The sequence below is a fragment of the Pseudoruegeria sp. SK021 genome (genome assembly GCF_002119405.1).
Taxonomy (GTDB): domain Bacteria; phylum Pseudomonadota; class Alphaproteobacteria; order Rhodobacterales; family Rhodobacteraceae; genus Meridianimarinicoccus.
This window is the reverse complement of sequence record NZ_MTBG01000002.1, coordinates 133415-146308: the sequence shown is the minus strand read 5'-3', so window position 1 is coordinate 146308 and position 12894 is coordinate 133415. Positions and strand designations below refer to the sequence as shown.

Genomic DNA, 12894 nt, shown 5'->3' with positions numbered 1-12894 from the left:
ATGAAGTTGACTGCTGCCAACTCTGGACCTGAATGACATGTGTGGCCGGTTCGTTCTGACAATGCCTGTCGATGAAATGGCCCGGCTGTTCGATGCGGTGCCATCCAATGATTTACCCCCGGCACCGAATTACAATATCTGCCCGACGACCGCCATTACAACGGTTACGAGTGATGGGGGACAGCGCCGCCTGCGCGCCATGCGCTGGGGGTTCTTGCCGAATTGGTACACATCTCAGGCCGACGGCCCACTGCTGATCAATGCCCGCGCCGAGACGATTGCCGACAAACCCGCCTTCCGGTCCGCCTGCCGGACACGGCGCTGTTTGATCCCGGCCTCAGGGTTCTATGAATGGACAAAGGGTGCGGACGGCGCCCGCTTGCCGTGGTACATCTGCCGTCCTGATGGAGCGCCGTTGGCGTTCGCCGGAATATGGCAGGATTGGACTCCGAACGACGGCGGCGATCCACTTTCCACCTGTGCCATCGTGACGACAGCGGCAAACGCGGCCATGTCCGCCATTCATCACCGGATGCCGGTGATCCTGACGGGTGCTGACTGGCCGCTTTGGCTGGGCGAGGCGGGCACAGGTGCGGCGCGCTTGATGCGTCCAGGGCCTGAGGATGCGTTGCGGATGACCCGGGTCGGTACGGCGGTTAATTCCAATCGTGCCACCGGCCATGCGTTGATCGCGCCGTTGACCAACTGAGGTTTTCCGGACGCACAGGGGCTGGTAGTCAGCAGTCAGGTAGTGAACAGTAAAGATCGGAATCTAGGGAGGAGACCGATAATGAAGTTCCTGACACCTGCTGCGATCATCGCAGCCAGCCTTGCTGTGGGCGCAACCGCTGCCACAGCCCAAACGACGAAGTTGCGAATTCAGAATCACCAATCGCCGGAATCGACCTCGGGTCGGTTGATCGCCGAATTTGTTGAAAACGTCTCGGCCATGTCTGGCGGTGAGATCGACATTGAAATGTTCTATTCATCGGCGGTGGTGAAATCCGCGGAAACCTTTGATGCGGCGGCATCGGGGATTCTGGATTGCGACATGACCAATGGCAGCTATCAGACCGGTAAAAATCCGGCTTTTCAGTTCGTGGCCGACACGATGGGCGGCTATGACACGCCGCTGCAATACCAAGCTTGGATCGCCTTTGGTGGCGGCATGGAGCAGATCAATGAGCTGTATACGCCGTTCGGCATGACCTTTGTTGGGGCGCATGTCGGCGGGCAGGAATCCTTGGCATCGACCCGCCCTATCGCCGGACCTGCCGATCTGGAGGGCTTTAAATTCCGCTCGCCGCCGGGCATGGAATCCGAGATTTTCGCCTCCATGGGGGCCAGCCCGGTGGTCATGGACTTCACCGAGATTTTCACCGCGCTGGAAACCAAGATCATCGACGGGGCGGACGCGTCGTCGCTGGCGGTGAATGTCGGGCTGGGCATCTACGATATTGCCAAGCACACCACCTTTCCCGGCTTCCACTCGATGTCGTCGGACCACCTCGCGTGTAACACAGCGGTATGGGAGGCGATGCCCGAAGCTCATCGGGCGATCATCACTGCGGCGGAAGAAAACCTGGCCTATAAGTTGATGATGCTGACGCTGGTCGAAAATGGCGAGGCGCTGGCCGCGTTGCCGGAACAAGGCGTCACCATCTACGACTGGGCGCCCGCCGATCGGGCCCAGTTCCGCGCTGCGGCCCAACAAGCGTGGGGCGAATGGGCCACCAAAACCCCTGAGACCGCCGCGATTGTGGAGAGCCACAAAGACTTTATCACCCGGATCGGTCTGGGCGACTGACGCTGCGACGCAGAGGGGCGGCGTCGCCCCTCTGCACAAGAACATCACCGCAAATGCGTGAAGGGGACCCTATGAATATTCTGATTATTGGCGGTGGCGGCTTTATCGGCCAGAAACTGGCGCGACAGTTGGCGCAGCAGGGCAGGTTGCGCGGCCAGACCATAGACCGGCTGACGCTGGCGGATCTGGCGGCTCCGGCGACGGTTGCGGCCTCGTTCGTCGTTGACACCTGCGCCTGCAATATCACCGACCGGCCCAGCCTCGATGCCCTTATCACACCTGAGACGGACGTGATCTTCCTGTTGGCGGCAGTGGTGTCCTCTCATGCCGAGGCCGATTTCGATGCCGGGATGCAGGTCAATCTGTTTGGCGTGCTGAACGTGCTGGACCGGTGCCGCGCCGCGGGCCATGCGCCGGTGGTTGTGTTCACCTCGTCTTTGGCGGTGTTCGGAGGCGAAGTGCCCGATCCGATCCGGGATTGGACCATTCCAAATCCGCAGACCTCGTACGGCACCCAAAAGGCGATGGGCGAATTGCTGATCAACGACTACTCGCGGCGCGGGATGATCGATGGCCGCGGCTTCCGATTGCCGACCATTGCAGTGCGTCCCGGTAAGCCGAACCGGGCGGCCTCGTCCTTTATGTCATCGATCATCCGTGAGCCGTTGAACGGGCAAGAGGCGGTGTGTCCGGTGGCCGATGACTACCTGCATTACTACCTGTCGCCGCGCCGCTGCGTGGACAACCTGCTGCTTGGTGCCGAGATTGAGGCCGAGGCCTTTGGGAGCAACCGCTGCCTGACCATGCCGGGTCAAACCTTGTCGATCCGGCAAATGATCGACGCCATGACCGAAGTGGCCGGGCCAGAGCCGGAAAAGCTGATCCGGTGGGAGCCACAGGACGAGATCCAGAAAATCGTGTCGGGCTGGCGGTTTGACTACGATCCGGCGAAGGCGGTTGAGCTTGGGCTGACCGCAGATCAGAGCTTTGTCGAGAACGTGCGCTACTACATAGAGGATGACCAGACCGCGGCCTAGTCCCGACCGCTGACCGCGATCCGTCTGGCATCGGCCCGCATAGGTGCGTCGTCGGTGCAAGACGGCAATGGCGATCCGCGCGTCGGGGATCGCCATTGCCAAAGCTTCGGGCATGCCCCGCTTGGGGCCGACATGGACGGGGCGCCGCCGACACACCGTGCTTCGACCTGTTTGGGGGCAGCCAAAAAAATCCTACCGTCTTGAAAAGGAAATGGTCCGGGTCGTCTTGACGCGATCCGACGTTTGAACTACCCACAGCACGCAAGCGGGCGTTGTGTAATGGTAAGACCTCAGCCTTCCAAGCTGATGACGCGGGTTCGATTCCCGCCGCCCGCTCCAAAATATCGCCAGAGACTGCCCGGTGTGGCGGGGTTGGTTTGATCGTTTTGGACACCGTTCTTCATTTTTATCTCGAACGACGTAGTATCCGGCAAAGACAGCATCCGTTGGCGGTGCGTCAGGCCGACTGCTCGGTGATATGTCTTTTCCGCGGGAATCCGAACGACCCCGACCGGCCAGCTTGCCGATGATCGGTCTGTGATGGTTGCAACCGTTCGCCATTATGCTGCCACATCAGCGACGCAGCAATCGCCGTGAAATTGGTTCGGTTCGCCGCAGGCCAAGGCCGGGGACGCGCCCTGTCGCCGCACGGGTTGTTGCGGCTCGCCAAGGGGGGTAAGGCTCTTGAAACGCAGGAGCAGACTGATGGCAGCAGACACAGACACCTCTGACGGCACGCGCGCCAAGACCAAGAAAATTGGCGCGTTGCGCGGGCTGGTGCCCTTCGTCATGGCTTATCGCGGCTTGTTGGTCGCGGCTATTTTGGCTCTGGTGGTGACGGCATTGACCTCGTTGATTTTACCCATGGCGGTGCGCCGGGTGGTGGATGGGTTCCAGACAGGATCAAGCGCGCTGCTGGATCGGTATTTCTTGGCTGCAATCGGGGTTGCCGGTGTGCTCGCGCTGGGATCGGGGCTGCGCTATTATCTGGTGACCCGACTGGGCGAGCGTGTCGTTGCCGACATCCGCAAAGCGGTCTTTGATCGCGTGATTGGCATGAGCCCGGCGTTCTATGAAAAGGTCATGACCGGCGAAGTGCTGAGCCGGATCACCACCGACACCACGTTGATCCTGTCGGTTGTCGGCTCGTCCATCTCATGGTTCCTGCGGAATTTCCTGCTGTTCTTGGGCGGGCTGATGATGATGCTGCTGACCAGCGCCAAACTGACCGGGCTGGTGCTGTTGGTCATTCCCTTGGTGATCGTTCCGATCATCGCCCTTGGTCGCCGGGTGCGGCGTCTGAGCCGTGAAAATCAGGACTGGATCGCGCAAAGCTCGGGCAAAGCGTCAGAGGCACTGTCGTCGGTGCAGGCGGTGCAGGCGTTCAGCCAAGAAGACAAATCGCGGGCGCAGTTTGGTGCCGTCACCGAACGGTCGTTCGACGCGGCCAAGGCCCGGATGGCGGTGCGCGCAGTCCTTACCGTCATCATTATCTTTTTGGTATTCTCTGGCATTGTCGGCGTACTGTGGATCGGGGCCCGGGACGTGCGCGCCGACATCATGACCATCGGGGAACTGGTGCAATTCGTGATCTACGCCGCGATCATGGCGGGCTCTACGGCGGCCCTGTCTGAAATCTGGGGCGAATTGCAACGGGCTGCGGGGGCGACCGAGCGGTTGGTGGAATTGCTGCATGAGACCGATAGCGTGAACGATCCGGCCCACCCGGTTCCGGCCCCGCATCCGGGCCTTGGCGAGATCACTTTCGACGATGTTGTGTTCCATTACCCGACCCGCCCGGACAGCGCTGCGCTGAACGGGGTCAGCTTTCGGATTCAGCCGGGCGAGACCGTGGCGTTGGTCGGCCCATCCGGTGCGGGCAAGACCACGATCCTGCAGTTGTTGCTACGCTTTTACGACCCGGCATCGGGCAGGATTGCACTGGACGGGGTCGCGCTTCCTGACATGGCCCGGTCGGATTTCCGCCGCATGATCGCCTTGGTGCCACAAGAAGCGGTGATCTTTTCCGACAGTGCGATGGAAAATATCCGCTTTGGTCGCCCCGATGCCAGCGACGATGAGGTGCGCGCTGCGGCCCGTGCGGCGGCGGCGGATGGATTTATCGCGGCCTTACCGCAAGGCTACGCATCGGAACTTGGCGAACGGGGCGTGATGTTGTCCGGTGGACAAAAGCAACGGATTGCCATTGCCCGGGCGATTTTGCGCGAAGCGCCAGTGCTGCTGCTGGACGAGGCGACCTCGGCCTTGGACGCCGAAAGCGAACAATTGGTGCAACAGGCGGTCGAACGTCTGGCGCGGGACCGGACCACTTTGATTGTCGCGCACCGCTTGGCGACGGTCAAAAAGGCTGACCGTATTCTGGTATTCGATCAGGGCCGCATTGTCGCCGAAGGAACCCACGACAGCCTTGTTGCCGAAGGTGGCCTGTATTCTCGGCTGGCGGCGTTGCAATTTACCAGCGCGTCAGAGGTCCTTGCCGCCGAATGACCGATCGGCGCGCCCCATTCCTCTTGTGCGCCCCGTGCATTCGCCACAACATTATGCGACGTTCGGGACGTCGGATCATGTAACGATCAAGGCAAAGGGCGATCTGGGAGGAGCAGCCGTGAGCGAATTTATTTCCGTGGAAGGCCGCAACGCAATTGAGGCCGAGATGCCATGGGCGGCGCGGGACATGCCGGTGACCGTCTATCAGGCCATCGGCCGCACAAAGGCGGCGCATGCCCATCGTAAAGCGTTGTCGTTTCAATTGTTATCGGACCCCAAGGCACCCGCAGTCACGCTGGATTGGACCGCGCTGCACGGGCAGGTGACCCAAGCCGCAAACCTGTTCCGCAGCCTTGGGATTGGCGAGACCGATGTGGTAGCGTTTTTGCTGCCAAATGCAGTTGAGACGGCGGTCACCCTGCTTGGCGCGATGACGGCGGGGATCGTCAATCCGATCAACCCAATGCTGGATGTCGAGCAGATCGCGGGCATCCTGAATGACACTGGCGCGACGGTTCTGGTCACGCTGAAATCCTTTCCCAAATCGGATGTCGCCCAGAAAGCCGCCGAAGCGGTTGCCTTGGCACCCTCGGTCAAGACGGTGCTTGAAGTTGACCTGCTGCATTACCTGACGCCGCCGAAGCGCTGGATCGTTCCGTTCCTGCGGCCGAAGCAGCCCGTGCACCACAGGGCACAAGTGCTGGATTTCACCAAGGAACTGGCCCGCCAGCCATCGGACAATCTGACCTTTGCCGACACGAAGGTCGACCGGATCGCGGCTTACTTTCATACCGGCGGGACCACCGGCACCCCGAAGCTGGCCCAGCACCGGTTTTCGGGCATGCTGTACAATGGCTGGCTGGGGCATCGGCTGATTTTCGACCATGACGATGTGCTGATCTGCCCGTTGCCGCTGTTTCATGTGTTCGCCTGCTACCCGGTCCTGATGTCGGTGGTGCAATCGGGCGCGCATGTGGTGTTTCCGACCCCTGCCGGATATCGCGGCGACGGGGTGTTCGATCATTTTTGGAAACTGATCGAACGCTGGCAGGTCACCTTTCTGATCACCGTCCCCACGGCGCTGTCGGCGCTGATGCAACGTCCGGTGGATGCTGATGTCTCGTCCTTGAAAACTGCGATCTCGGGGTCGGCCCCTCTGCCGATTGAATTGTACAAACGGTTCGAGGCCGCAACCGGCGTTCAGGTGGCGGAAGGGTACGGGCTGACGGAATGCACCTGTCTGGTTTCCTGCAATCCGATCTTCGGCGATAAAAAGGTTGGATCGGTGGGCATTCCGTTGCCTTATACCGATGTGCGCATCCTGCGATGCGGCGAGGATGGCGCGGTGCATCATGAATGCCAAACCGACGAAGTGGGCGAGATCTGCATCGCCAATCCCGGCGTCATTCCGGGCTCGACCTATACCGAAAACGGCAAAAATCTGGGTCTGTTCGCGGACCGGGTGTTTTTGCGCACCGGCGATCTGGGGCGGCTTGATGCCGACGGGTTCTTGTGGATCACTGGTCGCAAGAAGGACCTGATCATTCGTGGCGGTCATAATATTGATCCGGCCGAGATCGAGTCGGCACTGGCTGGGCATCCGGCTGTGGCGGTTGTCGGGGCGATCGGGCAACCGGATGCACGGGCCGGGGAGTTGCCCTGCGTCTATGTCGAACTGGTCGAGGGCGCGACGGCCACGGCGGACGAGTTGCGCGCCTATTGCGCCGCCCGCATCCATGAACGGGCGGCGATCCCGAAATATATCGAAATTCTGGAGGCCTTGCCCAAGACCGCCGTTGGCAAGGTCTTCAAGCCCGACCTGCGCAAGCGCGCCATCCTGCGGGTCTATTCAGCGGCATTGAAAGACGCCGGGTTAGCCTGTGAGGTCGTCGAGGTGATCGAGGATCGCAAGTTTGGCCTGACTGCGATGCTGAAAGCCACGGGCGGCATGGTCGATGATGCCGCGGTGGAAGCCTGTCTTGGTGCGTTCACCCGGCCATGGCGCTGGTGCGACTAGGGCCGGGCGGTGCGGGGCGGGCTTAGTAGCCCTGTGTCCGGTCCACCAGATGCAACAGTGGCTCGCCGCTTTCGCCGCGGCGGATATTCTCGGCAATGACCGTGACCGCAGTCTCGGGGCGGGTCGCAGAGGCAATATGCGGTGTGACCGTCACCTGCGGATGCGCCCAGAACGGATGCTCTTGCGGCAGCGGTTCGACCCGAAACACATCCAGCGTCGCATGGCTGATCTGACCGGTATCAAGCGCCGCCAGCAGCGCGGTGTCGTCAATCAGCGGCCCCCGTCCGGGGTTGATCACCACGGCACCTTTCGGCATCCGCGCCAGCGCCGGCGCATTGATCAGCTGGTCAGTCGCCGGTGTGAGGGGCAATAACAGCACCAAAATTTCGGCCCGCGACAACGCAGTGTCCAAGCCTTCGGTGCCATGCAGGCAGTCGATGCCGGGAATGTCTTTTGGGGTCCGGCTCCATCCGGTGACCGGGAAGTTCAGCGCCCGCAGCGCTTGCGCACACGCGGCCCCCAAAGCGCCAAGTCCCAAGACGGTGATCGAACGATTGCGCGCCAGCGGTGGGAACAACGGCTGCCAGACCCCATCTTGATTGGTGATCTGGCGGTCCATGCCCAAATGGTGACGCAGAACATGACCGGTGACCCATTCGACCATGCCTTCGGTCAGTCCCGGATCGACCATCCGGGCCAACGGCTGGGTCAAGGTCGGAATGCCGACGATTTTCTCAACCCCGGCCCACAGGCCCAGCACCGCTTTCGCACCGGAATAGGGCGTGAAATCGGTCATGCCACCATCGGGAGAATAGACCACATACTGGACCGCGGCCGCATCATCGGGTTGCCGTTGCAGATCGATTTTAACGCCAAGATCGGCGCAAGCAGCTTGCAGCGGCGCCGCATAGTTTTGCCAATCACGGGCGGACGCAGCGAAAAGAACAGGAACGGTCATGACGGGCAATTACCTTGGCTTGTGGACATGGGCACTCTGGACCAGCCCGAAAGCGACCAGAAGAACCAACATCGCAGATCCGCCATAAGATACCAGCGGAAGCGGTACGCCGACGACCGGCGCCAGCCCCATCACCATGGACATGTTGACCGCGAAAAATAGGAAGAACGTCCCGCCAATGCCAAGGGTGAGCAGCGCGCCGAAGCGATCTTTGTTGTTGATCGCGGATGTGATGCAAAAGACCAGAACCAAAACATAGAGCGCCAGAAGGGATGCGGCACCGATAAAGCCGAACTCTTCGGCGAGAGTAGTGAAGATGAAATCGGTGTGCTTTTCGGGCAGAAAGTTTAGCCGGCTCTGGGTGCCTTGCATGAAGCCGCGCCCGGTAATGCCGCCCGACCCAAGCGCGATCTTAGATTGGGTGATGTGATAGCCGGCCCCCAACGGATCGCTGGCCGGGTCAAGAAAGGTGTCGATCCGCCGGAATTGATAGTCCTTGATCAATTGCCAATCGGTGCCGCGCGAATTCAAAACCGCGGCGACCAATCCGCCCCCCAGTCCAATGACCACCGCAAAGTATAGCCAGTGAACCCCGGCCAGAAACATGATGAATCCGCCCCCCGCCAGCATCAGGATGGCGGTGCCGAGGTCGGGCTGCTTCAGCACCAATGCCACCGGCATCAGGATCAGAACCACTGGGATCAGAACCCAGATCAGCCGCGAGGTTTTATGGATGTCCAGCCAATCGTAATAAGCCGCCAGGGCCATTACCAGCGTGATCTTGGTCAATTCGGATGGTTGTAGCCGCATGAAGCCCAGATCGATCCAGCGCTGAGCGCCCATCCCGACAGTGCCGAACAGCTCCACCCCCACCAGCAATGCCAAGGACGCGCCATAGGCCAGGCCGGCCATATTGCGCCAGAACCAGATCGGCACCATAGCAATGACCAGCATCAGGATCATACCAATGACAAAGCGCTTGGCCTGCGGGTCTACCCATGGGGTGAACGATCCACCGGCGACCGAGTACAGCATCAAAAAGCCGATACTGGCGATGGCGCTCAGCAGCAAGATTAGGGGCCAGTTCAGGAACAGCAATTTGCGAAACCCGGTCGGGACAAATTTGACCTTATTCTCAAGATAGGTCATGCGCGGCTGCTAGCCGTTGCCGTGGCGGGATGGTTGCGCAAGGGCAGATTGCGCTGTTCTTCCGCGATCCTGTCGCGCTGGGAACTGGGATAAGCCTCGAGCGGGGGAAGGCCTCCGGTCATGGCGTAAAGCAGAATGTCCCGTGCGATGGGCGCGCAGACCGCCGAGCCGCCGCCGCCATGTTCCACCACCACCGCCACCGAATAGCGCGGTTTCTCATAGGGCGCGAAAGCAACGAACAGGGCGTGGTCGCGCCGTTCCCATGGCAGGTCTTCGTTGCGCGTGACCCCCCGGGCGCGTTCTGCCGCCGTGATGTTGCGGACTTGACTGGTGCCGGATTTCCCGGCCAGCAACATGGTGTCGTCGATCACGCGTGAACCGTAGCCGGTGCCGCGTTGGGTGTTTGAGACCCCGTACATGGCTTTCCGCACGGCACGCAGATAGGCTGGGTTGATGTCCAGTGGACCGTCCGAGCGCAGCGGCTCTTCGATCCCATCCACAGACCGCACCAACCGGGGCGAGATTGCGTTGCCACTGGCGATCCGGGCCAGCATCACCGACAGTTGCAACGGCGAGGCCAGCACGAACCCCTGACCGATGGACGAATTCAGCGTGTCCCCGATGGTCCAGTCCCGGCCGCGCTGGGTGGATTTCCATTCCTTGGTGGGGGTCAGGCCTTCGTTGACCGCGGACATCGGAATATCAAAGGCTGACCCCAGACCCAGCTTGCGCGCCATGGCGGTGATCTTTTCAATGCCGGTGCGTTGCGCGATGTCGTAATAATAAACGTCACAAGATTGCACGAGCCCGTCATTGAGGGTCATGTGGCCGTGGCCGCCGCGCTTCCAACAGTGAAAGCGCCGTCCACCGGCCACCGAATAGCCCGGACAATAGACCGTGTCTTCCGGCGCGATTACCCCGGCCTCTAAGGCGGCCAGTGCGGTAATCATCTTGAACGTCGACCCCGGAGGGTAGACCCCCTGAACCGACTTGTTGGCCAGCGGACGATAAGGGTTTCCGGTTAGCAGCGAGTAATCCGCGCTGGAAATGCCGCGCACAAACTTGTTCGGATCGAAACTTGGCACGGAGGCGATGGCCAGCAAATCCCCTGTTTCCACATCCGTAACCACCGCCGCGCCGCTTTCGCCTGCCAGCCGCGCCTGAACGTAATTCTGCAAGCCGGCATTGACCGTGAGTTGCAGGTTGCGACCGGCAGTGCCTTCAGTGCGGGCCAGTTCGCGCATCACCCGGCCAAGAGCGTTGACCTCGATCTGGGTGTTGCCGGCACGGCCGCGCAGAACATGTTCCATCTTCGCCTCGACCCCGGATTTGCCGATCTGGAACTTCGGGATCTGCAACAGAGGATCAGGATCGTTGAGTTTGGACAGGTCATAATCACTGACCGGACCGACATAGCCGACGATATGGGCAAAATCGTCTTCAAGGGGATAATTGCGCGACAAGCCAACTTCGGGTCGGATGCCGGGCAGGGCTGGCGCATTGACCGCGACCCGGGCCAGATCCTCCCATGTCAGTCGATCGGCAACGGTGACAGGCACAAAACTTGACCGGCGTTCGGTTTCGCGCAGGGTGCGTTGGATGTCTTCGTCGCTGAGTGGAATCAACGTTTGCAGGCGGGCCAGCACGGCTTCGACTTCGCCCGCATCCTCGCGGACGATGACGATCCGGTAATTCTGGTCATTGACTGCAATCGGAACCCCGTCGCGATCAAAAATCAGGCCCCGCGCAGGCGGCAACAGCCGCATGTTGATGCGGTTTTCTTCGGCCAGCATGCGGAACTGATCGGCCTGATCGATCTGCATGGATCGCATCCGCATGGCCAGAACCCCGGCAAACCCCAGCTGAATCGCCCCCAAAAACAATGCCCGGCGGCCGATTTTTCGGGTGCTGTCGTCAGTTTCCCGCGATGTGCGTTTCATGTCGATGCTCCTCGGCCAAAGCCTTCGGGGGCGGGCCGTTTGGTCACGCCAAATCCGTAATGTCCCAGCAACACCACCACCGGGTAGGCCGCCAAGGTGATCGGCACCTGCACCAGCTGCACGCCCAGACCCGGTTGAGACACAAATGCCATGGTCAGGACCAGCCAATGCAGGCAGACCAACAGCGTGACCAGCAATGCCACAAGCGCAAATTCCGCCAGAAAGGACAGGGTCCGCAACCGCCGCTGACGCTTGCGCAACCACTCAACGGTCAGGATCACCAAGGCCGTCCACAAGCCCGGCGGATGCATCAGCAGCATATCGGCCACAAAGAACACCGGTGCCACCAGCCACACCGGCACCAGATCGGGGCGGCGGATCGCCCATGCCATGGTCAGGGCCAGCATCAAATCCGGTCCGGGCCAGGGGTCAGGACCGGTGTTTAAAGGCAGCAGACGGATGAAGACGAAGAGCGTACACAAGACCACAAACATGCCTTGAAGAACTGCGCGTTGCGCCAGACGGCTCTCATTCATTGGCAACTGTCCCAGCTTCCCCCGATGGCGAAACCGGGGCCACGCCGACCGGTCGCACCATGGTTCCGATATCGTCGATCGCGCCGACGCCATCATAGCGCAGAACGCGCAAAAACTCCAACCGTCCGTAATCGGCGGCCAAACGGACGCGCAGCCGTTGATCCGGGCTTTTTGCCACTTGGCCGATCAACAACCCGGCCGGAAAGACGCCCCCATCGCCCGACGATACCACCCGGTCGCCGGGGCGCACCAATTCCGCGGTTTCCAGAAAATCGATCCGGGGCAGGGCCGTGTTGTCGCCCGTCAGAATGACCTTCTGGCCAGAGGGTTGAATCGTCACGGGAATGGACGAAGCGGTATCGGTCAACAGGATTACGCGGGCCGTTTCATCGCCGACGCCGGAAATCCGACCCACAAGTCCGATCCCGTCCATGGCGGCCCAGCCTTCACGAATGCCATCGCGGCGCCCGATGTTCAACAAAACCGATTGCCGAAACGGCGAGCCGCTATCGGCCAGAACTACGCCGGTGACATAGGTCAGCTTCGGGTCCAATTTGACATTGTTCAGATCCAGCAACCGGGCATTCTTTTGCTCCAGTTGCAGGGCGGCTTCTTTCCACGCCTTCATCTGTTGCAGCTCGCGGCGCAATTCCCGGTTTTGTTCATAAATCCGGGCGTAGGAGCGAAAGTTTTCGGACATCTTGACCACACTGGTGACCGGCGTCATCGCCCAGTCCATGTGCGGTAGCACCGTATCTACAATGTCGCTGCGGAGCCGCTCTACCCGTGGGCTGTCGATGCGCCACACCAGAAACAGCGCCAAAAGCGCGGCAATACACAGGCCGGTCAGAATGCGTCTGACGGGCCTGAATTGATCGTTTCCCCTGTCATTGTCCTGTGCCAAACGGGTCTCTCGTACCTGCCCAACGGGCCAAGGGGGCA

Annotated in this window: 10 protein-coding genes and 1 tRNA gene; 6 read left to right on the top strand and 5 right to left on the bottom strand. The window is 60.9% G+C overall.

Annotation, left to right across the window (positions count from 1 at the left end; genetic code table 11):
- Positions 1 to 37: 37 nt before the first annotated feature.
- From BV911_RS03200 to BV911_RS03170, 6 genes are all read left to right on the top strand, one after another.
- On the top strand, positions 38 to 709 hold the full coding sequence (locus tag BV911_RS03200; RefSeq protein ID WP_086052141.1) for an SOS response-associated peptidase: 672 nt from the start codon (positions 38 to 40) through the stop codon (positions 707 to 709).
- 81 nt (positions 710 to 790) lie between these two features.
- On the top strand, positions 791 to 1807 hold the full coding sequence (gene dctP, locus BV911_RS03195; RefSeq protein ID WP_086052140.1) for a TRAP transporter substrate-binding protein DctP: 1017 nt from the start codon (positions 791 to 793) through the stop codon (positions 1805 to 1807).
- Positions 1808 to 1878: 71 nt separating this feature from the next.
- Positions 1879 to 2844: a D-erythronate dehydrogenase gene (gene denD, locus BV911_RS03190; protein WP_086052139.1), complete on the top strand. Its 966-nt coding sequence runs from the start codon at positions 1879 to 1881 to the stop codon at positions 2842 to 2844.
- Positions 2845 to 3109: 265 nt separating this feature from the next.
- Positions 3110 to 3183: transfer RNA gene (locus tag BV911_RS03180), tRNA-Gly, on the top strand.
- Between the two features lie 366 nt (positions 3184 to 3549).
- A complete protein-coding gene (locus BV911_RS03175) occupies positions 3550 to 5352 on the top strand; it encodes an ABC transporter transmembrane domain-containing protein (protein WP_086052137.1) in 1803 nt (600 codons plus the stop codon).
- Between the two features lie 118 nt (positions 5353 to 5470).
- Positions 5471 to 7369, top strand: coding sequence for an acyl-CoA synthetase (locus BV911_RS03170; RefSeq protein ID WP_086052136.1), 1899 nt, complete (start codon positions 5471 to 5473; stop codon positions 7367 to 7369).
- Between the two features lie 22 nt (positions 7370 to 7391).
- Here BV911_RS03170 and BV911_RS03165 read toward each other — a convergent pair whose 3' ends face one another.
- The 5 genes from BV911_RS03165 to mreC are packed head-to-tail and all read right to left on the bottom strand — an operon-like array spanning position 7392 to position 12856.
- Positions 7392 to 8327, bottom strand: coding sequence for a glyoxylate/hydroxypyruvate reductase A (locus tag BV911_RS03165; protein ID WP_086052135.1), 936 nt, complete (start codon positions 8325 to 8327; stop codon positions 7392 to 7394).
- A 9-nt stretch (positions 8328 to 8336) separates the two neighbouring features.
- The gene (gene rodA / locus BV911_RS03160) at positions 8337 to 9476 is read right to left on the bottom strand and encodes a rod shape-determining protein RodA (protein WP_086052134.1); all 1140 of its coding nucleotides are present in this window, start codon (positions 9474 to 9476) and stop codon (positions 8337 to 8339) included.
- On the bottom strand, positions 9473 to 11416 hold the full coding sequence (mrdA, locus tag BV911_RS03155; RefSeq protein WP_086052133.1) for a penicillin-binding protein 2: 1944 nt from the start codon (positions 11414 to 11416) through the stop codon (positions 9473 to 9475). The genes rodA and mrdA overlap by 4 nt, the downstream gene beginning before the upstream one ends.
- Positions 11413 to 11952, bottom strand: a complete 540-nt coding sequence (locus BV911_RS03150) for a hypothetical protein (RefSeq protein ID WP_086052132.1) — start codon at positions 11950 to 11952, stop codon at positions 11413 to 11415. Before BV911_RS03150 ends, mrdA begins: the two co-directional genes overlap by 4 nt.
- The gene (mreC, locus tag BV911_RS03145; RefSeq protein ID WP_086052131.1) at positions 11945 to 12856 is read right to left on the bottom strand and encodes a rod shape-determining protein MreC; all 912 of its coding nucleotides are present in this window, start codon (positions 12854 to 12856) and stop codon (positions 11945 to 11947) included. Before mreC ends, BV911_RS03150 begins: the two co-directional genes overlap by 8 nt.
- Between the last annotated feature and the right edge of the window lie 38 nt (positions 12857 to 12894).